The organism is Bacillus sp. ISL-55, from assembly GCF_018613155.1.
Taxonomy (GTDB): Bacteria; Bacillota; Bacilli; order Bacillales; family Cytobacillaceae; genus Mesobacillus.
The window spans coordinates 142,860-164,766 of record NZ_JAGGQU010000018.1 but is presented as its reverse complement, the minus strand read 5'-3'; the positions used below and the strand labels follow the sequence as shown (position 1 = coordinate 164,766).

Sequence of the window (21,907 nt, the reverse complement as noted above, 5' to 3'; positions counted from 1 at the left end):
TTGACAAAAACACCATCCTTTGACCTTAACACCATATGTAGTGTTGTCGAAAATAAAAAATACACTATATATTGATTTTTGGTGTTTCGATATGATAACGTAAGGGTAATTCAAAAATGCAGCTAGAATTACATACTTCTAGTAATCCATTAGAGAAAAGATTTAAAACCGTAGAAGGAGTTGTAGAAATGTCTGTAACTATTGGACAAAAAATGAGCCTGGATGTAGAAAGTCTGAACAAGGATATTAAGCTGTTCCCGCAGGTTCACCCGATTACCTCTGACATGAAACTTACCCACAAAGGCGTCTCCCGACTAGTCATGCTGGACCGCTATACTTTTAAAGACACTGAAAAAATTACTCTATCAAATGGTGATTTCGTCGTCCTTACCATCAAAGAGGATCCAAAATTTCCGGCACGCGGACTTGGATTCATACAAGATATTGATTGGGAAAATAAAAAAGCCAAAGTGCTTGTAGACGAAGAATTCCGCGGTGTGCTGGATGACCCGGAAGAAGCAGCAACCGGCGTGATCACAAAGTCACTGGACGTCATCGAAAAGCCGCTGGAAATATTCTACGAGCAAATCGCAAAACGTAACGCCACAGGGCTGGCAGCTGTGGAAAAAACAGAAGAGAAGCGCCAGGAATGGTTTGAGAAGTTCTATCAAGAGCTTGTATCAATGAACTTCATCCCGGCAGGACGTGTTCTCTACGGAGCGGGCGCGGCAACAGACGTGACTTACTTCAACTGTTATGTAATGCCGTTTGTAAAAGATTCACGCGAAGGAATTTCCGAGCACCGTAAGCAGGTCATGGAAATCATGAGCCGCGGCGGCGGAGTCGGAACGAACGGTTCAACATTAAGACCGCGCAACACACTAGCCAAGGGCGTAAATGGAAAATCTTCCGGCTCGGTTTCATGGCTTGATGACATCGCCAAGCTGACGCATTTAGTAGAGCAGGGCGGGTCAAGACGCGGCGCACAGATGATCATGCTTTCTGACTGGCATCCTGACATTGTGGAATTCATAATTTCAAAAATGCAAAACCCAAGAATCCTTCGCTTCCTGATTGAAAGCACAAATGATGAATCAATCAAGAGAATGGCGAAAGAGAAATTAAAATTCACACCGCTGACTTTGCAGGAAGAAGCAATGTACCAGGGAATCGTGAACTATAAGAGCATCCCGGGTTACGGTGGATTCAGCGCAGATATCATTAAAGCGGCTGAAGAAAAGCTTGCAACAGGCGGAACCTATACAGTCCATAACTCCGAATTCCTTACAGGTGCAAACATTTCCGTCACATTGACGAAGGATTTCATGGACGCAGTCGATAACGATGCAGATTATGAACTTCGCTTCCCAGATGTCGAAAGCTATGATGCTGAGACAATGAAGGTTTATAACGAAGAATGGCATAAGATCGGCGACGTCCGCGAGTGGGAAAAGCTCGGATATAAAGTGCGCACTTATAGAAAAATCAAAGCAAAAGAACTATGGAACCTGATAAATATCTGTGCGACATACTCAGCTGAACCAGGCATTTTCTTCATCGACAATGCCAATGACATGACAAACGCACAGGCATATGGACAGAAAGTTGTAGCAACAAATCCGTGTGGTAGAGTAGCTTAGTTTGCCTCACGTTAAAAATTGCGGAATAAAGCGGGAACCCTGAGATGGGAATCCGAACCGAAGGCCTTGGTTAAAAACAAGGTCAGGGGCAACGCATAGATGGTGAACCTGCTTGAGCAGAATATAATCCATCCACGAGGCCGCAACATTACAACACAAAAAATAATGGAGAGGTTTTTATGAATAGAGGCTATGCAGGCTACTATAAAGGTTTCTATTTAAGAAGTTCCTATGAGTATGCATACGCCGTATATCTGGACTATTATAAGGTCAATTGGACTTACGAAGCTAAAACCTTTGATATAGGATATAAGATTTATAAACCTGATTTTTTCATCTTCGATCAAAACGGCTCTTTGTCAAAGATTGTTGAAATAAAATCTCGGAACAGAGAAGCTAAAAAATGCGCCAGGATGGCTTTAGAAAGAATAAAAACTCTATATGGAATAGATGGTGAATTGATTTCCTATGAAGAACTTTTAAACTTATATGAATACCTACCTTTCACTTTAAACTCTGTTATAACGAATTGGATTAAATCAAAAGATACTACTATTAACAAATCGTTATCAGGGTCATTGAATGGGCACTTTAATGTAAAACATTCTCCAGCTACTAAGAGAAAAATCGGGGAGCATACAAAACAATTATGGAATTCTAATAGTCCAGCAAAACAAAGAATGTTAGACGGGTTAAAAAAATCAGGTCTTTCACAAAAAGGCAAGATCAAAACTCCGAGGGAAAAAAGAAGATGCTTGATTTGTAACTCCGAGTTTATAACCCTTGTAAGTTCCCCTAAGAAGTTTTGTAATAAAGTATGTGCTGGAAAAAGTGCAATTCAAAATGCAACTAATATATATGTTAACAAGAGAAAGGTTCTTCATAGAGAAATTAAGCAATTCATTGTCGAATGGTCAATTGCCAATTCAAGTTTAGTTTTAAGTACTCCTTTAAATAAGGTTAGTACTACAATTAGTAGCATGATTGACCAAATTGAAAGTTCATTTGGAGTTAAGGATTTAAGAGTTATTTCTAAAGCTGTATTTGGAGAAGATCGAGGAAGAAAAGAGCTCCTGCTATTTATGAAAAGTGTTTGTAATGAAAAGATATGCTGAACTAACGGGAAACGAACCGTTAGAACTAAGGGATAAAAAGCCTTTAGGGTAACAAAATGGAACAGCCTCTCGCACCAAATTCTGTCTGCAACCTCGCTGCTGTGAACCTTGCAGAAATGGCGGACAAGGAAACAAAAACAGTTAACTTTGAAAAATTGAAGCGTACTGTAGAAGTTGGCGTGCGCATGCAGGACAATGTCATCGATGCGACTCCCTACTTCCTAGAAGATAATAAGAGACAAGCATTGGGTGAACGCCGTGTCGGTCTTGGTGTAATGGGACTTCACGATCTTCTGATCTACTGTGAAACAGAATACGGTTCTGAAGAAGGAAACCAGCTTGTCGATAAGGTATTTGAAACAATTGCGACTTCTGCCTACAGAGCATCTGTGGAATTGGGCAAGGAAAAAGGAAGCTTCCCATTCCTTCAAGGCGGTACAGAAGAAGAAACAAACAGGCTTCGTAAGGCATTCACGAACACTGGTTTCATGAAGAAAATGCCTGAGGATATTCGCGAGTCGATTCTTGAAAACGGAATTCGCAACTCACACTTGTTGACTGTGGCTCCCACGGGATCAACTGGAACAATGGTTGGCGTTTCAACTGGACTTGAGCCTTACTTCAGCTTCTCTTACTTCCGAAGCGGCCGTCTTGGCAAGTTCATTGAAGTGAAGGCTGATATCGTTCAGGAATATCTGGACCGCAATCCGGATGCTGATCCTGAGAACCTGCCGAACTGGTTCGTTTCCGCGATGGAATTGGCGCCTGAAGCACATGCTGATGTTCAATGTGTCATCCAGCGCTGGATTGACAGCTCAATCAGCAAGACGGTCAACGCGCCGAAGGGTTACAGTGTAGAGCAGGTTGAAAAGGTATATGAGCGCCTGTATAAAGGCGGAGCGAAGGGCGGAACCGTTTATGTAGACGGCTCCCGCGATTCTCAAGTATTGACGCTTAAAGCGGAAGAAAACACGATGGAAGAGGAAATCGACAAGAAAGAAAGACAAAAGCAGCATGTTGTCCTTGTCGACACGATCAATGAATTGCGTTCAACCAACGTAACAATCGGCTCTGAAGTCGGAAACACATGCCCAGTCTGCCGCAAAGGTGAAGTAAAAGAAATCGGCGGCTGCAACACATGTACAAACTGTAACGCACAGTTGAAATGCGGTTTATAATATGGTACCTAAGAGGATGGAAAAATTTTTCCCATCCTCTTTTTTCATTTCTGCCCATACTAACCATATTGACAATATGGAATGAAATGAGGAAATTGAAATGAAAGCTTTTGTACCACAGCTTGTATACATTGAGCCAAGGGCTTTGGAATACCCGCTTGGGCGGGAGCTAAAGGAAAAGTTCGAAAAGATGGGACTGGAAATCAGGGAGACTACTTCGCATAACCAGGTTCGCGGCATCCCTGGAGAGAATGAACTACAGCAATACCGGAATGCGAAATCAACTCTTGTTGTTGGTATCAGAAAGACATTGAAATTCGATACCTCCAAACCCTCTGCTGAATATGCGATCCCGCTTGCTACCGGGTGCATGGGCCATTGTCATTACTGTTATCTGCAGACGACGCTTGGAAGCAAGCCTTATATCCGCACATACGTAAACCTTGATGAAATTTTCGATCAGGCGCAAAAATACATGGACGAAAGAAAACCTGAAATCACAAGATTTGAAGCAGCATGTACATCAGATATTGTGGGTATTGACCATTTAACCCACGCTCTAAAGAAAACAATCGAATTTTTCGGGGAGTCGGAATATGGACAATTAAGGTTTGTGACCAAATACCATCATGTCGATCATCTGCTTGATGCAAAGCATAATGGTAAAACAAGATTCCGGTTCAGTGTCAATGCCCGTTATGTGATCAAAAACTTTGAACCAGGAACTTCTTCCTTTGATGAAAGATTGGAGGCAGCAAGAAAGGTGGCAAAGGCAGGTTACCCGCTTGGGTTCATCGTTGCGCCAATTTATATACATGAAGGCTGGAGAGAGGGCTATCACGAATTATTTGAAAGACTCAGCCATTCCCTTGAAGGAATCGATCTGACTGGCCTTAGCTTTGAACTTATCCAGCATCGTTTCACTAAGCCTGCAAAAAATGTGATTCAAAAACGATATCCTAAATCCAAGCTTCAAATGGATGAAGAGAAACGAAAATATAAGTGGGGACGTTACGGGATAGGGAAGTACGTCTACCAGAATGATGAAGCAAAGGACCTTGAGTCAACGATCCGGGGTTATATCCATTCTTTTTTCCCAGAAGCCGAGATCCAATATTTCACATAAAGCTGAAATTTTTAACCTGTACGCCGTACTATTTTGTAAATTGAGCGCTTAAAGATGTAAAGATGGGATTACATCGACGGGAGTGGCTCATATGTATATTGACGGCGTTTTTTCCGGCGGAGGAATTAAAGGATTAGCATTGGTGGGTGCCTGTGCCGCAATCGAAGAACGGGGATTCCGTTTTAAAAGGGTTGCCGGAACCAGTGCGGGTTCATTGATAGCTGGCCTGATCGCCGCTGGCTACACTAGCACAGAGATGGCCAATCTTTTGGATGAACTCGACCTGAAGAAATTTCTCGATTCAAGAAAAACGGTCATCCCATCCGCGTTGACCAAGTGGCTTTTTGTATACTGGCGGCTGGGACTTTATAAAGGTGATGAATTGGAGTGCTGGATAGCGGATGTATTGGCTGCCAGAGGGCTGCGCACTTTTGGGGATCTTGCTCCGGATGCATTAAGGATTATCGCGTCAGATCTTACGAATGGCCGGCTGCTAATCCTCCCAGATGATTTGCCAAAATACGGTGTTGATCCGAGAACCTTTCCTGTAGCAAAGGCAATCAGAATGAGCTGCAGTCTTCCGTTCTTCTTTGAGCCGGTAAAGCTGCGTGACCGGGTTGGCATAAATATCGTTGTGGATGGTGGAGTGTTAAGCAATTTTCCAATGTGGTTATTTGATAAAGATAACGTGAAAAAAGTCAGACCGGTACTTGGAGTCAAGCTGAGCCAAAATTTGATCCAGCAGCCTACCAACAAAATCAAGAACGCCTTGAATTTGTTCGAAGCTTTGTTCGAAACAATGAAAGATGCGCATGACTCCCGATATATTTCCAGGAAGCTTGAAAAGAATATCATTTTCATTCCGACAGAAGGCAATTTGACAACTGAATTTCAGCTTTCAGATGAAAAGAAACAGGAACTGATTGATCTTGGTAAAATGAACACAGAGAAGTTTTTTAAATCCTGGTGTTATTAGCTTATAAAACACAAAAAATCGAGCTTAAAACGAAGCCCGATTTTTTTTTCTGCTCTTTTTACCTTCTATGACCGTTAAATGTGACGCATCCTTCTTTTTGTTGCGCGCGGATGCGAGCGACTTTATTTTTGACCGTTTAGAGGAAGTATTTGCGTCTTTTGTCTGAAACCGCTTTTTGGAACGCTTTGCAGCCTTTTGGAATGCACGTTGCTGCTGTCTTCCCGAACTCGAAATTGTCAGGCGGGTAACAAGGAAATAAATTAACGCACCAACCAGGGCGATTGTTGCAAGCATAATTAGAATACTTAATGGATCGGTAAATAACTTAAAGGCGAAACCAAAGATTGCAAGAATGATCAGTCCTGAAACAATATACGTAGAAGCCCGATTCTTCAATGAAAGCCACCTCCCTACTAGCATCATGAGCAATTTTTCCAGCTTTTAAACTTGCCAACGATTACTTTATACAAATTCTCCGATTTTATACTCTTCTCCTGCTACTTTTTCCTTTTTAAAAGCGCTTTAAACGAGAGATTCTCATTTCATATTATGGCAGCCACTTGTTCTGTTACTCTTATTTTACTAAAAATTAGCACAAACCTCTATATAGTGGACAGCCTATGCAACAATTTTTCCAGTTGTGCAATTGATTGGTCTGTCCGGGACATACTAAGGTTGGAGGTGCAACTAATGGCAGAAAATCATGAAAACCTTGAACAGAATCAAAGGGAAAAACCAATGTCTTTCATCACGATGAGCATCGTCACCGGGTTGTTTGGAGGGATTTTTTGGAGTGCGCTTGCCTATTTAGCCTATATCTTTCACTTTACTGAAATCCGTCCGAATGTCATCCTCGAGCCATGGGCACTTGGAGAATGGAAGGAGCAATGGCTTGGTACTGTTATATCTATTGTAGTGATTGGTCTTTTTTCAACGGGCGCGGCTCTTGTGTATTATGCAGCAATGAGAAAGCTTAAGTCCTTATGGGCTGGTGCAGCATTCGGGCTGGCGCTGTTTTTCCTTGTTTTCTATGTGCTCAATCCGTTGTTTCCCGGTATTAAACCGTTCTGGGACTTGTCAAAGAACACGTTGGTCACATCAATTTGCATTTATGTTCTTTACGGTGTTTTTGTTGGTTATTCCATATCATATGAAGAAAATGAAAATCGCAACAGTGAGAATAATCAGCAGGAAGTTACCTCCTGAGCGTCTCATGGTAGTTTTAGCGAAATCAATTGTGATAGAATGTTCTTATTGAACATTCTTTTTTTACGGGAGCCTGTCATGAAAAAAATACTTATGCTCAATGGCCCAAACTTAAACCGTTTGGGGAAAAGAGAACCCGGAATATACGGTGTCAGATCTTTGGAGGATTTGGAAAAACGGATGGTCCAGCTGGGAGTGGAAAGCCAGATTGAGGTTGTTTGCTTCCAATCGAATCATGAAGGAGATCTGATAGACAAACTCCATGAGGCAGAAGACACTGGTATGGATGGCATTATTTTTAACCCAGGAGCCTTCACGCATTATAGCTACGCCATCAGGGATGCGATTGCAGGGATTAACTGTCCCGTGATCGAAGTACATATTTCCAATGTTTATCAAAGAGAGGAATTCAGGCACAAATCGGTGATTGCTCCAGTATCAAAGGGGCAAATTGCTGGTCTAGGCTTTCTTGGCTATGAACTGGCGCTTGAAGCATTCAAAAGAGAAGCAAAAGGGGAGGAATAGGTTATGGAAAAAATTCAAAAATTGCGTGAGAGCTTTCAAAGGCTCGGAATCGATGGCATGCTGGTCACAAGTGATTACAATCGAAGATATATGACAGGGTTCACTGGTTCTGCCGGCATGGTGTTGATCAGTGCAGAAAAAGCATTATTCATCACGGATTTCAGGTACACTGAGCAGGCTGCAAAACAATGCGAAGGGTACGATGTGGTCCTGCATAAAGGACTGATTCAGGATGAAGTGGCTTCACAAGCCAAAAACCTTGGAATAAAAAAGCTCGGCTTCGAAGAAAACCATGTTACATATTCAGCTTATAAAACTTTCGATAAGGTCGTGGAAGCTGAATTAGTGCCCGTATCAGGTGAAATCGAAAAGTTACGCTTGATTAAGACCGATTCAGAGATTAAGATATTAAAGGAAGCAGCAGCCATCGCAGATGCTGCGTTTACACATATAATTGAGTTTATCCGTCCGGGCAGAACAGAGCTGGAAGTATCAAATGAACTGGAATTCTTCATGAGAAAACAAGGAGCAACATCCTCTTCATTCGATATCATTGTAGCTTCCGGCTACCGTTCAGCACTTCCACACGGAGTAGCAAGTGACAAAGTGATCGAGGCAGGAGACTTTGTAACCCTGGATTATGGGGCATATTATAATGGATATGTATCCGATATTACCCGTACATTAGCAGTAGGCAGCCCTTCAGACAAGCTAAAGGAAATCTATGATATTGTACTTGAAGCTCAGCTCCGCGGAATGGCAGGCATCAAGCCGGGCATGACGGGCAAGGAAGCTGATGCGCTTACCCGCAACTTTATCACGGAAAAAGGATACGGAGAGTATTTTGGCCATTCTACAGGCCATGGAATTGGACTGGAAGTACATGAAGGACCTGGTCTTTCTTTCAGATCCGATACCGTCCTTGAAACTGGCATGGTTGTGACTGTTGAGCCAGGAATCTACATTGCTGGACTTGGCGGAGTAAGAATAGAGGATGATACTGTTATTACGAAAGACCATAATGAGTCACTGACACATTCTACTAAGGAACTCATCATACTATAGGACACATTAGGAGGACGAATAATGATTTCAGTTAACGATTTCCGTACCGGATTAACAATCGAAGTGGACAATGGCATTTGGCGTGTCCTTGATTTCCAACACGTAAAGCCAGGAAAAGGAGCGGCTTTTGTTCGCTCAAAGCTTCGCAACCTTCGTACAGGAGCGATCCAGGAAAAAACTTTCCGCGCTGGTGAGAAAGTAGCGAAAGCACAAATCGAAAACCGCAAAATGCAATACCTGTATGCTAGCGGCGACCAGCACGTATTCATGGATAATGAATCCTACGAGCAAATTGAATTGCCAGGTTCTTCTATTGAATATGAGTTGAAATTCCTTAAGGAAAACATGGAAGTATACATCATGCAATTTGGACACGAAACTCTTGGTGTCGAGCTTCCAAACTCTGTTGAACTTGAAGTAACAGAAACAGAACCTGGTATCAAAGGTGACACTTCTTCTGGCGGTACTAAGTCTGCTACATTGGAAACTGGCCTTACAGTACAGGTTCCTTTCTTCATCAACCAGGGCGACAAACTGATCATCAACACAACTGATGCATCTTATGTATCTCGTGCTTAATTCATAATCTAAAAACCTGCTGAAAAGCAGGTTTTTTTATATGCAAAAAGCATCTCTTCTTAACGAGATGCTGATTGATTTGCGTCGCCTGTCCCGGCTGCCAAGGTGCATTCACTTTTCTTATTGCTCAATCTCAAACTTCCACTCATTCATACCGCCGGTCATATTGTAAATATTCTTGAAGCCATTTTTCACCAGGATTCCGCTTGCCTCCGTAGAGCGGTTGCCGCTGCGGCAGACGACTAAATATTTTTGGTCTTTATCCAGCTCGGAAAGCATGCTCTCAATGACTTGCAATGGAACTAATTTCGCACCTGGAATATGTCCTGCTGCGAGTTCTTCAGGTGTACGTACATCCAAAACCTGTACATCTCCACTATCTATCAATTCTTTTGCCTCATCGACAGAAACATCAGTATAGGAACCGCCGCTCGAACAGCCGGTAATCAACAATAGTAACATAAATGCCGCAATTAATTTCTTCATGATCATCTCTCCTTGATAAATACATATAGAGGTATTTTAACCTAAAAATTTTTAAGTGGATATAGACAAATTGTGTCAGCTGAGCTTTGCATGTTCATCTTATACTGTCATACCACAAAAAAGCCAGGCAATAGGCCTGACTTTTGCAGAGTTATTAACCAATATATGTTCCTGTAACTGTTGCTTTGATTTCCAGTTGTCCTGGTTCAATCGGCGTCCCGCTTCCGCTGCTTGTATCTAATGAAGCAACCAGGAAGGGGCCTGGTGAACCTTTCTGTGTTTCTTCGGTAATCGTGAGAGGGGAAATGGCAGTTTGGATTCCGATTGTCCTGGCTACAGTTTGGGCTTTGGTGTATGAATCGACCACTGCCATGGAAAGTGCCCGATTGTACAATTCCTGAGGCTCTGCAACTGAAAATTGTATGTTCATGATCTCGTTTGCACCATTTTCAACAGCAGTGTCGATGATCAGGCCTGCCTGTGCAAGGTTTCTGATCGTGATACTGTACAGATGTGTGACGCGATATCCCTGAAAGAACTGCTTGCCGTCCTCATAGGTGTAAATCGGATCGATCCGGAAATCGGCCGTTTTAATATCATCCTTTGCAATCCCAAGTTTTTGTATGGCTGCTAACATTCCATTAGATTTTTCGGCATTTTCAGCCTGTGCAGTTTGCAGGTTTTGATTTTCTGTCCGAACGCCAACCGTTGCTGTCCCCCTGTTTGGCGCAGCGAACACAGAACCTTCTCCACTAACAGTGATCTTCTTTCCATTTCCGTTACTGTTGCCACGGTAGCCTGTATACAATCCATTACCCATCCATTATCCCTCCACACTACTTTTTCTATTACCTATTTCTATGTTGTTATTGAAAAACAAATAACGGTCATAGAAAAAAGCATGGACTGGATAAAAGGAACTGAATGTATTACTCTCCAGCTCCAGGTGATTTGTCAGTGTCATTCTTGTTGTTATATTTAGGGTCTGTCATCGGTGATTCCTTTGGACTTCTGCCACCCCCAAGATAGGAAGCACGGTCGTCTCTCTGGACTTTCTGGAACTTCTTGTGATCCTCATTCATAGTGATCAACTCCTTTCGATACTATTCTTTTCGTTTAAAAGAGATATTATTTCGTTTTGCGCGATGCAGCAAAAAGCTTTTCTGAAAAATAGCTCACCATCATATTTAATCAAATTCAATAAAATCTCTCTATCAACCATTCGCGAATCTGCCGGTCATAAAGTGGCCAAGCAGGCATACATATTAAGTAAGCGTATGTCAGGAGGATCGATGATGGACGATATCTTATCTTTTTTGCCGAAACGAATTGCGGAATTGCTGGATGCAGTGCCTCCTTATGACAAAGATGGAATGGAAGAAGTGCGGATACGGATTAACCGGCCGCTTGAAATAACGGTGAGAGGAAAGCCACAATTCCTGCCGTATATCATTCCGCCTGAGGATGCTGTCCAGCTATTGAACAAGCTAGGGCATTTTTCTATGTATACCTTGGAGGAAGAATTAAAGCGTGGCTATATCACTATTGCTGGAGGCCATCGTGTCGGTCTTGCAGGAAAGGTAATTCTTGAAAATGGCTTTGTCAAAGCAATCAGGGATATCTCCTCCTTTAATCTGAGGATAGCAAGAGAAAAAATCGGGATCGCAGAGCCGTTGCTTCCATACATTTACCAGAATGGCTGGAAACATACGATGATCATCGGGCCGCCACAGACAGGAAAAACCACGCTGCTCAGGGATATAGCAAGGATGATTTCCAGCGGAATTCCAGATAAAAAATTACCTCCTCTAAAAGCTGGCATTGTGGATGAAAGATCGGAAATAGCTGGGTGTGTAAAAGGAGTTCCTCAACTTACATTTGGACCAAGAGTTGATATCCTGGATTCTTGCCCCAAGGCCGAGGGGATGATGATGATGATCCGCTCAATGAGCCCCGATGTTCTGGTCGTTGATGAGATTGGCCGCAAAGAAGACGGAGAAGCAATTCTTGAAGCCGTTAATGCGGGAATAAAATTAATCATGACAACACATGGAGATTCACTCGAGGATATAAAAAAAAGGCCAACTTTGAAGCCAATTTTGGAGATGGGGATTTTTGATAGGTTTGTGGAGCTTGGAAGGATTTCTGGCCCGGGAACAATTACCTCGATCAGGGAAGCAAGCGGGAAAGAAATTCGCCAAAAAGTGAGAGTGACATAAATGGTAAAAATAATTGGCGCTATTTTAATTATCCTGGCCACGACTTGGACAGGTTTCGAGGCATCAAGGCATCTTAGCGAGCGTCCAAGACAGCTTCGGCTCCTGAAGTCGGCATTGCAATCTTTGGAAGCAGAGATCATGTATGGTCACACACCGCTGCATGATGCCTCAAGAAAACTCGCTGCCCAGATGTCTAAGCCTTTATCCTGGTTTTTTGAAGCCTTTTCTAAAAAGCTGACAGAATCAGATACAACGGTGAAAGCCGCATGGGAAGAAAGCTTGAAAGAAGTATGGAAACTGACAGCCTTCAAACAGGGAGAGTTTGAAATTATGAAGCAATTTGGTGAGACGCTCGGCAGGCATGACCGGCATTCTCAGCAAAAACAAATCCTGCTGACGATCTCGCATCTGGAAAGAGAAGAAGCAGATGCCTGCGAAAAACAAATGAAGTACGAAAAAATGGTGAAAAGTATCGGCTTTTTATCTGGCTTACTATTAATCATCTTACTGATATAGCGTATAGGAGGAGGACAAGATGGGTCTTGAAGTGGATATTATTTTTAAAATCGCAGGTGTAGGCATCGTCGTTGCATTTTTACACACTATTCTCGATCAGGTGGGAAAGAAGGAATATGCGCAGTGGGTAACCTTGTTTGGGTTCATCTACATCCTTTTCATGGTCGCTTCGATTGTCGACGACCTCTTTCAAAAAATTAAATCTGTTTTCCTATTTCAAGGGTAAGGGAGGGCTTTGCCATTGAGATCCTTCAAATAACAGGTGTAGCACTGATTGCGACTTTCCTGGCCTTGATTGTCAAGGAACAAAAGCCAAACTTTGCCTTCTTACTGATTGTGTTCACTGGTTCGGCCATTTTCCTTTTTCTGGTTGACCAAATCTACCAGATCATATCAATGATCCAGAAGCTGGCGGCGAATGCAAAAGTAAATCTCGTTTATGTTGAAACAATCCTGAAAATCATCGGAATCGCCTATATCGCCGAATTCGCGGCCCAAATCACAAAAGATGCAGGCCAGGGAGCTATTGCTTCCAAAATAGAATTAGGCGGGAAGATTCTTATTCTGGCAATGGCTATTCCGATTCTCACTGTAATGATCGAAACAATCATTCGCTTGATTCCGGGCTGACCCAGGCCTTTTCATAAGGCTGTTTTCGTAAAGATTGTTGTTAAAATCCTAAAGCCGATTTTAACCTAATATAAGGCCATTTTGCAGTTCGGAATAAAGTTTGCATGCTCTTTTCTCATAAAAAAGACAACTTTACCAGAAAAATGGTCATAAAATCCTGTTTTGTAGTCAAATAGCAACGAAATTTGAGAAAAGAGCCTTTCATAAAGAGGTGAAAAAGTTGAAGCAGCGTTTGCAGTTCATACTTGGCATTGTATTGATCCAGTTATTTTTTCTCACTCCGGGTGTACAAGCTGCTGGAGATGAAGAGAAAACCAGCTCTTTGATCAATCCGGATAAAATCGCCGGAGCCCAGCTTGAGGACTTGAATATCGATGAACTGAAAGCATTCTGGGAGGATATCATCAATAAATATGATGGCTATTTACCAGAAAGCCAGAAAGGCAGTCTATATGATTTCATCAGCGGTGAAAAAAAGTTTTCACTGAAAGAATGGTTCAAAGGCATACTGAACTTTGCATTCCATGAGTTTATCGTCAATGGGAAATTGTTAGGATCGCTGATATTGCTCACCGTATTCAGCATGTTTCTTCAAGCCCTGCAAAATTCCTTTGAAAAAAGCACCATAAGCAAAGTTGCCTATTCAATTGTGTTCATGGTTCTCATCATAATTGCGCTCAACAGTTTCCATGTTGTAGTAGATTACACAAATGACACGATAAGTACAATGATTCAATTCATCCTGGCTTTGATACCGCTGCTCCTGGCCCTGATGGCAACTTCTGGCGGCCTGATATCCGCAGCTTTTTTCCATCCAGTTATCCTTTTCATGATGAACACGAGCGGGCTATTCATCCAGTATGTGGTGCTGCCACTTTTGTTTCTCTCCACACTTTTAAGCATTGTCAGTGTCCTGTCGGAGCATTACAAGGTCACACAGCTGGCCAGTATGCTCAGGAACTGGAGTGTCGGACTGCTGGGAATTTTACTGACCGTATTCCTGGGAGTCATTTCTGTCCAGGGGGCGTCTGCGGCAGTGACAGATGGGGTGACAGTCAAGACGGCCAAATTCATTACCGGAAACTTTGTACCAGTAATTGGCAGAGTGTTCACGGATGCGACGGACACTGTCATTAGCGCCTCGATGCTGCTTAAGAATACAGTCGGTCTTGCGGGTGTGGCCATTTTGCTAATTATAGCTGCCTTTCCAGCAGTAAAAATCCTGATGGTCGCATTTATTTATAAATTCGCAGCCGCCATCCTGCAGCCTTTGGGAGGCGGGCCAGTCATTACCTGTCTGGATATTATCAGCAAAAGTATCATCTATGTATTTGCAGCGCTGGGGATTGTTTCATTGATGTTTTTCCTGACGATCACGGTCATTATTGCCGCTGGAAATCTAACGATGATGGTGAGGTAAGGGGGGAGAAGAAATGGATTTTATTAAAGAGTGGATTACCAATATTATTATCTTCATTCTCCTGGCGACTGTCCTTGACATGCTGCTGCCTAATTCCAGCTTCCAGAAATATACGAAAATTGTCACCGGATTGATTTTAATCGCCATCATCCTGTCTCCGGTCATGAAACTGTTTACTTCTGACTTTGAATCAGCCATCGCTTCAATGGGCCAATTCAATAGTTTGGAGGATGAAAATATAAAAAATTCAATAGAATTTCAGAAAAAAGAAATACAAGCATCCCAGCATGCATATATTTTAGAAACAATGGCTGTCCAATTGCAAACAGCCGCAGAGGAGGAGTTGATGGAACAGCAAGGAATGGAGATTGCTAAGATCGAACTTGAAGTAAATGATCAGGATCAGCGGCCTTTCCCTGAAAACCTGAAGTATGTCATCGTGCATGTAAAAAAAGCCGAAGATGAGGGAGAGACTGTGGCAGTAGTAAGAGAAGTAGAAATTGATACGGACGCACCCCTTCCATCAAAACAAACCTCTCAGAATACAGATCAAATATCTTCTCTTCTGTCAGAGAAATGGAATGTTCCTGAAAAGTCTATTCAAATAATGATAGAAGGGGGGAGTGACGAGCATGGACAATGAGAAGGGTCCACTAAGCTGGCTTAAGAAGCAATTGAGCGGCAAGGAAGGACCGCCAGAAAAGAAATCTGGCAAATACCAATACTTAATGATTGTCGTCCTGTTCGGGGCAGCAATCATGCTCATAGGCAATATCCTTGGAGATCAAAAGCCTGATATGGCAGTTACAGCCACTAAGGAGACAGAGACTGAAGAGGATGCGGCGGTATTCGGGCAAAAGAAATCGGCAGGAAATGACATCATTTCCGAGTATGAAGAGGCTTATGAAGCTCAGCTTACAGAAATGCTCGAAGGTATAAATGGCGTCGGGGATGTCACAGTCCTCGTAAACGTAGATGCCACTGAAAAAAAGGTTCTGGAGAAGAACACGGTGATCCAATCACAGACTACGGATGAAACCGACCGTGAAGGCGGCAAACGCAAGGTTCAGGACGCTTCACAGGATGAGCAGCTGGTCATTATCCGTAACGGTGAAAAAGAGGTTCCAATCGTTCTTGAGACAAAGAAGCCGGAAATCAGAGGAGTCCTCGTTGTAGCCAATGGTGCCGAAAATATACAAGTGAAAAAATGGATTATCGAGGCCGTCACAAGGGCTTTGGATGTACCGAACCATCGTGTGGCAGTCATGCCTAAAAAATCTAAGGGGGAATAATAGATGTTATTGAAAAAGCAAACAGTTTGGTTATTGACAATGTTAAGTCTTGTAGTGGTGCTGTCTGTGTATTATATTACTGCACCTGAACAGCAAAAAGCAGATTTGGCCGGTGTTGAAGAACAGAAGGCAGAAGGAACAGAAACGGCAGCAACTGAATCCAAGGATGGCAAAACAGTTATCTCTGGCGTTGCTAGCGATGAAAAGTTTGAGGCACTTCGCATGAAGCTTGAAGAACAGCGTACTAAAATGAAGGAAGATCTTCAGGCTATCGTGGCTTCCACTGATCTGCCGGCTCAAGACCGCAGCGATGCTATTGAAAAGATGAACGAGCTTGATGAAGTAGCACAAAAGGAAGGCGTACTTGAAACTTTAATCAAATCAATGGGCTATGAAGATGCCCTTGTCCGTGCAGACGGAGAGAATGTGAGAATCACAGTGAAGGCTCAGGAGCATTCAGCATCTGCAGCCAATGAAATCATTCAGATGGTGCGCACAGAGCTTGGGTCATTACAGCCTGTCGCTGTACAATTTGAGCCTGTAAAATAATAGAACAATAAGTAAAAGGGAAGGCGGTGGCCTTCCCTTTATTTTTGCTGCAACTTAATTAAGTTATCAAGTGATTGATGTGCTGCTTCAACGGATTTAAATAAATGTTCGTGATGTTCACTCTGCGAAATAGCTGCTGCTGAGATTTCCTCCAGCGCAGCGCTTGCCTGCTGGATGACGGAGCTGAAGCCGGTAATGGAACTTTCAATTGTCATCGAGGAATCCAAAATGGTATTTGTCAGTCCCTCCTGCTCAGAGATATCACTTTTCAAGACTTTGAAAGTTTGGTGTATTGTTTCAAATGCTTCCATTGTCTCTGCTGCTAATTCGAGGTTTTGGGTTAGTTTTTCAGCTGTCAGGTTGACTCCTTCTTTTGTTTTAGAAGTATCACTCATGACGCTTTTTAAGTTTTCGGTAATTTGGGTTGCTGTATTACTTGTGATGTCAGCGAGTTTCCTTACTTCTTCGGCAACGACAGCAAATCCTTTGCCGCTGTCTCCTGCACGGGCGGCCTCAATCGATGCGTTCAGTGCGAGCAAATTAGTTTGGGAAGCAATCCCCTGAATATCCGATGCAAAGCTGGTTGTTTCCTTGATCAGGGAGGAAAGAGACAAGATGTGTGTATTGACATTTTGCATATTTTCATAGGAAGCTGTCAATTCTGAAATAAGGCTGGACATTAGCTCATCGCCTTTATCGGAGACTTTCTCAGCCGCCATTGAGTCCTGATGCAGCTTTTTGACAAGTTGAGATGTCCTGGAGATGACCTGATTAGTTTTTTCAAGGGATTGGGTAATGTCCACAACTGAATCCGATTGGATATTGATCCCTGCAGAAATCTCTGTCACCGACTGGGTCATTTCAATGGAAGATTGATAATTTTCCTTACTCTTGAATCTAACATCATCAATCAGCTTTGCAATGCTCCTCGTATTGCTTTCGATTACTTTGCGTGTCTCTAAATCTTTCATCAATAGACTCTCTGTTTCCTTTTGTGCTGACTCAATCGTTTGAGCGAGTTTTTTGGAGATGGAAAACTGGAAGCCAAGCATGATCGTGACCAGCATATACAATAGATAAATGGTTACATAATTTTTCGCTTCCAAAGGCAGCTCGTGGTTATGCATCAATGTGAATGCCGTAATAATTACAAACCCAAGGCCGGAAGCCAGTATCAGTAATTTCCTGTCCATATAGATCGCTGCCGCTGCAAGAATAAAATAAAGAAGGGTATAGGCTGTAGGTGAAACGCTAGTTTCCATAATTAAAAACAGTACAGCGGAAACTATGACAACGGAAAGATAAGGGATGAAATTCGTCAGCTTTTTTGTATAGTGAAGCATTGCGACAACTCCGACTCCGGCTCCACCTCCAACAATGATTGAAAGAATCACTGCAAGTTCCTTCTGCATTGCAATATCAACAACTGTTGCCAAAATGACAGACACCAAAGTGGCTTTGACGATTAATGAATTTTTTCTTTCCAAATCATCTCTCTTAATTTCTTCAATACTTTTCATCGATTGTATTCTCCTCTAAATATCAAACTAATGTTATATTCGCTAGAAATTTCACGATTCCTGTCGTATGAATTCACTTTTTTTTCAGAAAATATTAAAATAGAGAAGGAAGACAAGAAACAGCGTTACATATTGAATTTTTACATGGTATTATCGTATAGTGTTAGTATCTAGTCTTAATTATGAAATGGACAAGGGGTGCCTAAAGATGTTAAAAGTACAGGAAATCAGAGAGTTAATCAAATTAGTGGACCAATCAAGCATTGACGAATTTTCATATGAATATGAAGGATCAAAAATCAAGATGAAGAAGCATGGAGAGGTCAAATCTGTAGTTGAGCACGTTCAGCCAGCTGCGCCAGCACCTGCGCCACAGCCAGTACCGGCAGTTCAGGAAGCGCCACGCACTGAGCCTAAGGTCGAAGCGGCAGCAGTGCAGGAAGTGAAGCAGGAAGAAGTCCAGGATACTTCCAATTTACATAAGATCGTTTCACCAATGGTTGGGACTTTCTATCAATCTTCTTCACCTGAAGCAGATGCGTATGTAAAAGCAGGTTCAAAGGTCAGCAAAGATTCAATTGTATGCATAGTAGAAGCCATGAAGCTCTTTAACGAAATCGAAGCAGAAGTGAATGGGGAAATTGTTGAAGTTCTTGTTAAAGACGGCCAGCTGGTTGAATACGGCCAAGCTTTATTCCTGGTCAAGCCCGAATAAGGAGCGATATTGATGATAAAAAAATTACTGATAGCCAATAGAGGAGAAATCGCAGTCCGGGTCATCCGTGCCTGCAGGGAATTGGGAGTCGAATCTGTAGCTGTATACTCTGAAGCTGACAAAGAATCACTCCATGTACAGCTTGCTGATGAAGCATATTGTATTGGTCCGAAAGCTTCAAAAGATAGCTACTTGAATTTCACTAATATTATCAGCGTAGCGAAATTGACTGGTTGTGACGCCATCCACCCTGGATATGGTTTCCTTGCTGAAAATGCAGATTTCGCTGAGCTTTGCAGAGAGTGCAACATCATTTTCGTCGGACCATCCCCTGAAGCAATTCAAAAGATGGGAACTAAAGATGTTGCAAGGGAAACAATGAAGCATGCAAATGTTCCAATCGTTCCGGGATCACAGGGGATCATAGAGAGCACAGAAGATGCTGTCAGCCTTGCTAACGAAATCGGTTATCCTGTCATCATCAAAGCGACTGCTGGAGGCGGAGGTAAAGGGATCCGCGTTGCCAGGACGGAACAGGAGATGATCAAAGGAATCAATATCACCCAGCAGGAAGCGATGACAGCGTTCGGGAACCCGGGTGTTTATATTGAAAAATATATCGAAGACTTCCGCCATGTTGAAATCCAAGTGCTTGCAGACAGCTATGGCCACACTATTCATCTCGGCGAGCGTGATTGTTCGATCCAGAGACGCCTTCAAAAGCTTCTTGAGGAAACACCATCACCCGCGCTTGACGGAGAAGTCAGGGCTGAAATGGGCGCTGCTGCAGTCAAAGCGGCAAAAGCAGTTGATTATACAGGAGCAGGCACGGTAGAATTTATTTATGATTATCGCAATCGAAAATTTTATTTCATGGAAATGAATACGCGGATACAGGTTGAACATCCTGTAACTGAAATGGTAACAGGCGTCGACTTAATCAAGGAACAGATCAAGATTGCCTCTGGTGAAAGGCTGAACCTTAAGCAGGAAGACGTACAGTTCAATGGATGGGCGATTGAATGCCGTATCAACGCAGAAAATCCTGCGAAAAACTTTATGCCATCAGCAGGTAAAATCAAAATGTATCTCCCTCCAGGCGGATTTGGTGTTAGAATAGACTCAGCGGCATATCCTGGTTATACAATCCCGCCTTACTATGATTCAATGATTGCGAAGGTCATTACTTATGGAAGCAGCCGGGAAGAAGCGATTGATCGCATGAAGAGAGCGCTTGGTGAGTTTGTGGTTGAAGGCATCCACACAACCATCCCGTTCCATCTCAAGCTGCTGAATCATGAGAAGTTCGTGGAAGGGCAGTTCAATACTAAATTTTTAGAAATGCATGATCTTATGACAGAAGAATAATAGGAGGTCTAGCCATGAGTGAACAGCAACATTTACTTGAAATGAGCCATGATGAGAACGGCTTAGGGAAAGTGGAAATTGCACCTGAAGTAATCGAAGTCATTGCAAGCATCGCTGCATCCGAAGTAGAAGGTGTCACGCAAATGCGCGGCAGCTTCGCGGCTGGAGTGGTTGAAAGACTAGGCAAGAAAAATCACGGCAAAGGTGTAAAAGTCGAGCTTGCCGAAGAAGGAATCAAGGTTGACGTTTATTGTGTCATGAAGTTTGGCGTTTCCATTCCTGTGGTTGCCCAAAAAATCCAGGATAATATCCGCCAGGCATTATTGAACATGACTGCACTCGATGCAACTGAAGTAAATATCCATGTAGTCGGCGTCCAGTTCGAAAACCAAAAAGTAGAACCTGAAGTAGAACAAGAAGTTTAACCACCGAACCAAAGGCATAATTATGCATGCCTTTGGTTTTTTTGTTGGTTGAGGAAATTTTCCTTCAAAGTTTAGGATTAAGTAATCGACAGTTAGCTAAAGTTCGGATAAAATCTCATGCTGTAGAGGGAAAGCTGTCTGAAGTAGGCCCATGTTCGGACAAAATCTCATGCTGTAGAGGAAAAGCTGTCTGAAGTAGGCCCAAGTTCGGACAGGATTTCGTGCTGTAGAGTGAAAGCTGTCCGAAGTAGGCTCAAGTTCGGACAAAATCTCATGCTGTAGAGGAAAAGCTGTCCGAAGTAGGCCCAGGTTCGGACAAAATCTCGGGGTGTAGAGGAAAAGTTGTCCGAAGTAGGCCCATGTTCGGACAAAATCTCATGCTGTAGAGGAAAAGCTGTCCGAAGTAGGTCCAGGTTCGGACAAAATCTCGTGCTGTAGAGGAAAAGCTGTCCGAAGTAGGCCCAAGTTCGGACAGGATTTCGTGCTGTAGAGTGAAAGCTGTCCGAAGTAGGCCCATGTTCGGACAAAATCTCATGCTGTAGAGGAAAAGCTGTCCGAAGTAGGCCCAGGTTCGGACAAAATCTCGGGGTGTAGAGGAAAAGTTGTCCGAAGCAGCCCCAAGTTCGGACAAAATCTCATGCTGTAGAGGGAAAGTTGTCCAAAGTAGACCCAGGTTCGGACAAAATCTCATGCTGTAGAGGGAAAGCTTTCCGCAGCAGACCCAGGTTCGGACAAAAAAACCGTGCTCACCTGCAAAAGCTGTCAAAACTACTCCCGGGACCTTATCTCACACCGAAATCCCTTAGCTTATAGGAGATATTTTCTTTTGTTTTGATTAACTTTTTTCTAAAAAGTGAAAAATAATAGGAAATCATGCGTAAAGAGATATGATATGCTATTATTTTGTTAGAATCAGACAAGCCGTAAAGGAGCTAAGGAATTAAATGAAAAGAAGAACAGCACGAGAAAAGGCATTACAAGCCTTATTCCAGATTGATATAAGCAAGGTGGAAATTTCAGACGCGATTGAACATGTGCTTGAAGAAGAAGCCGGGGATGATTATTTGAACAAGCTTGTAAACGGCACAGTGGAGCACCAGCAGGAAATTGACGAGGAGATCAAGGTCTACCTGGAAAAGTGGTCCCTCGACCGACTTGCAGCGGTTGACCGTAATCTCCTTCGTCTGGCCGTATACGAGTTGAAGTATTGCAACGAAGAGGTACCGATGAATGTCGTTCTTGATGAAGCGATCGAAATTGCTAAATTATATGGGGATGACCAATCAAGCCGATTTATTAATGGTGTTCTGTCTAAAGTAAAGCAGAGCATATCCTAAAACCATTGGAAGCAGGCAGG

At 42.8% G+C, this 21,907-nt stretch carries 24 protein-coding genes and 2 pseudogenes; 21 read left to right on the top strand and 5 right to left on the bottom strand.

Annotated features, from left to right (window positions below; all coding sequences use genetic code 11):
* Positions 1-188: 188 nt before the first annotated feature.
* The 5 genes and pseudogenes from J7E32_RS10360 to J7E32_RS10340 form a co-directional block, all read left to right on the top strand.
* A pseudogene (locus J7E32_RS10360) lies at positions 189-1,628 on the top strand (vitamin B12-dependent ribonucleotide reductase); the annotation flags it as partial.
* Positions 1,629-1,819: 191 nt separating this feature from the next.
* Positions 1,820-2,755, top strand: a complete 936-nt coding sequence (locus tag J7E32_RS10355; RefSeq protein ID WP_214907014.1) for a PDDEXK family nuclease — start codon at positions 1,820-1,822, stop codon at positions 2,753-2,755.
* A 59-nt stretch (positions 2,756-2,814) separates the two neighbouring features.
* Positions 2,815-3,933, top strand: a pseudogene (locus J7E32_RS10350) (vitamin B12-dependent ribonucleotide reductase); the annotation flags it as partial.
* A 100-nt stretch (positions 3,934-4,033) separates the two neighbouring features.
* Positions 4,034-5,059: a spore photoproduct lyase gene (gene splB / locus J7E32_RS10345; RefSeq protein ID WP_214907011.1), complete on the top strand. Its 1,026-nt coding sequence runs from the start codon at positions 4,034-4,036 to the stop codon at positions 5,057-5,059.
* Positions 5,060-5,150: 91 nt separating this feature from the next.
* On the top strand, positions 5,151-6,035 hold the full coding sequence (locus tag J7E32_RS10340; RefSeq protein WP_214907008.1) for a patatin-like phospholipase family protein: 885 nt from the start codon (positions 5,151-5,153) through the stop codon (positions 6,033-6,035).
* 24 nt (positions 6,036-6,059) lie between these two features.
* Here J7E32_RS10340 and J7E32_RS10335 read toward each other — a convergent pair whose 3' ends face one another.
* Complete coding sequence (locus J7E32_RS10335) at positions 6,060-6,431, bottom strand: SA1362 family protein (protein ID WP_214907006.1); 372 nt, start codon at positions 6,429-6,431, stop codon at positions 6,060-6,062.
* Between the two features lie 294 nt (positions 6,432-6,725).
* Between J7E32_RS10335 and J7E32_RS10330 the strand changes: the two genes are divergently transcribed.
* From J7E32_RS10330 to efp, 4 genes are all read left to right on the top strand, one after another.
* Positions 6,726-7,241, top strand: coding sequence for a YqhR family membrane protein (locus tag J7E32_RS10330; protein ID WP_214907004.1), 516 nt, complete (start codon positions 6,726-6,728; stop codon positions 7,239-7,241).
* A gap of 78 nt (positions 7,242-7,319) precedes the next feature.
* Positions 7,320-7,766 carry a type II 3-dehydroquinate dehydratase gene (aroQ, locus tag J7E32_RS10325; protein WP_214907002.1) on the top strand — a complete coding sequence of 149 codons (447 nt, stop codon included), beginning with the start codon at positions 7,320-7,322 and terminating at the stop codon, positions 7,764-7,766.
* A gap of 3 nt (positions 7,767-7,769) precedes the next feature.
* Positions 7,770-8,831, top strand: coding sequence for a M24 family metallopeptidase (locus J7E32_RS10320; protein ID WP_214907000.1), 1,062 nt, complete (start codon positions 7,770-7,772; stop codon positions 8,829-8,831).
* Positions 8,832-8,852: 21 nt separating this feature from the next.
* Positions 8,853-9,410, top strand: coding sequence for an elongation factor P (efp, locus tag J7E32_RS10315; protein WP_214906998.1), 558 nt, complete (start codon positions 8,853-8,855; stop codon positions 9,408-9,410).
* 120 nt (positions 9,411-9,530) lie between these two features.
* Here efp and J7E32_RS10310 read toward each other — a convergent pair whose 3' ends face one another.
* From J7E32_RS10310 to J7E32_RS10300, 3 genes are all read right to left on the bottom strand, one after another.
* Positions 9,531-9,896 carry a rhodanese-like domain-containing protein gene (locus tag J7E32_RS10310; protein WP_214906997.1) on the bottom strand — a complete coding sequence of 122 codons (366 nt, stop codon included), beginning with the start codon at positions 9,894-9,896 and terminating at the stop codon, positions 9,531-9,533.
* A 154-nt stretch (positions 9,897-10,050) separates the two neighbouring features.
* On the bottom strand, positions 10,051-10,716 hold the full coding sequence (locus J7E32_RS10305) for an SIMPL domain-containing protein (protein ID WP_214906996.1): 666 nt from the start codon (positions 10,714-10,716) through the stop codon (positions 10,051-10,053).
* A gap of 109 nt (positions 10,717-10,825) precedes the next feature.
* Positions 10,826-10,978: a hypothetical protein gene (locus tag J7E32_RS10300; RefSeq protein WP_214906995.1), complete on the bottom strand. Its 153-nt coding sequence runs from the start codon at positions 10,976-10,978 to the stop codon at positions 10,826-10,828.
* 213 nt (positions 10,979-11,191) lie between these two features.
* Here J7E32_RS10300 and spoIIIAA point away from each other — a divergent pair, with 213 nt between their 5' ends.
* The 8 genes from spoIIIAA to J7E32_RS10260 all read left to right on the top strand — a co-directional run bounded on the left by spoIIIAA (position 11,192) and on the right by J7E32_RS10260 (position 16,522).
* Positions 11,192-12,115, top strand: a complete 924-nt coding sequence (gene spoIIIAA / locus J7E32_RS10295) for a stage III sporulation protein AA (protein WP_214907123.1) — start codon at positions 11,192-11,194, stop codon at positions 12,113-12,115.
* Positions 12,116-12,631: a stage III sporulation protein SpoIIIAB gene (gene spoIIIAB, locus J7E32_RS10290; RefSeq protein ID WP_214906994.1), complete on the top strand. Its 516-nt coding sequence runs from the start codon at positions 12,116-12,118 to the stop codon at positions 12,629-12,631.
* A 19-nt stretch (positions 12,632-12,650) separates the two neighbouring features.
* Positions 12,651-12,857, top strand: coding sequence for a stage III sporulation protein AC (spoIIIAC, locus tag J7E32_RS10285; RefSeq protein WP_009794945.1), 207 nt, complete (start codon positions 12,651-12,653; stop codon positions 12,855-12,857).
* 14 nt (positions 12,858-12,871) lie between these two features.
* The gene (gene spoIIIAD, locus J7E32_RS10280; protein WP_173401223.1) at positions 12,872-13,261 is read left to right on the top strand and encodes a stage III sporulation protein AD; all 390 of its coding nucleotides are present in this window, start codon (positions 12,872-12,874) and stop codon (positions 13,259-13,261) included.
* 220 nt (positions 13,262-13,481) lie between these two features.
* Positions 13,482-14,681: a stage III sporulation protein AE gene (gene spoIIIAE, locus J7E32_RS10275; RefSeq protein WP_214907121.1), complete on the top strand. Its 1,200-nt coding sequence runs from the start codon at positions 13,482-13,484 to the stop codon at positions 14,679-14,681.
* A 13-nt stretch (positions 14,682-14,694) separates the two neighbouring features.
* Positions 14,695-15,324 carry a stage III sporulation protein AF gene (gene spoIIIAF, locus J7E32_RS10270; RefSeq protein WP_214906993.1) on the top strand — a complete coding sequence of 210 codons (630 nt, stop codon included), beginning with the start codon at positions 14,695-14,697 and terminating at the stop codon, positions 15,322-15,324.
* Positions 15,314-15,973 carry a stage III sporulation protein AG gene (spoIIIAG, locus tag J7E32_RS10265; RefSeq protein WP_214906992.1) on the top strand — a complete coding sequence of 220 codons (660 nt, stop codon included), beginning with the start codon at positions 15,314-15,316 and terminating at the stop codon, positions 15,971-15,973. Before spoIIIAF ends, spoIIIAG begins: the two co-directional genes overlap by 11 nt.
* 3 nt (positions 15,974-15,976) lie before the next feature.
* Positions 15,977-16,522, top strand: coding sequence for a SpoIIIAH-like family protein (locus J7E32_RS10260; protein ID WP_214906991.1), 546 nt, complete (start codon positions 15,977-15,979; stop codon positions 16,520-16,522).
* A gap of 38 nt (positions 16,523-16,560) precedes the next feature.
* On the opposite strand, the gene J7E32_RS23315 is transcribed toward J7E32_RS10260, so the two are convergent.
* A complete protein-coding gene (locus tag J7E32_RS23315; protein ID WP_483297604.1) occupies positions 16,561-17,160 on the bottom strand; it encodes a methyl-accepting chemotaxis protein in 600 nt (199 codons plus the stop codon).
* Between the two features lie 1,090 nt (positions 17,161-18,250).
* Between J7E32_RS23315 and accB the strand changes: the two genes are divergently transcribed.
* From accB to nusB, 4 genes are all read left to right on the top strand, one after another.
* Positions 18,251-18,757: an acetyl-CoA carboxylase biotin carboxyl carrier protein gene (gene accB, locus J7E32_RS10250; RefSeq protein ID WP_214906987.1), complete on the top strand. Its 507-nt coding sequence runs from the start codon at positions 18,251-18,253 to the stop codon at positions 18,755-18,757.
* 12 nt (positions 18,758-18,769) lie between these two features.
* Positions 18,770-20,125, top strand: a complete 1,356-nt coding sequence (accC, locus tag J7E32_RS10245) for an acetyl-CoA carboxylase biotin carboxylase subunit (protein ID WP_214906985.1) — start codon at positions 18,770-18,772, stop codon at positions 20,123-20,125.
* Positions 20,126-20,139: 14 nt separating this feature from the next.
* Complete coding sequence (locus tag J7E32_RS10240) at positions 20,140-20,550, top strand: Asp23/Gls24 family envelope stress response protein (RefSeq protein WP_023627378.1); 411 nt, start codon at positions 20,140-20,142, stop codon at positions 20,548-20,550.
* Between the two features lie 944 nt (positions 20,551-21,494).
* Positions 21,495-21,887, top strand: a complete 393-nt coding sequence (nusB, locus tag J7E32_RS10235) for a transcription antitermination factor NusB (protein WP_214906983.1) — start codon at positions 21,495-21,497, stop codon at positions 21,885-21,887.
* Positions 21,888-21,907: the final 20 nt, after the last annotated feature.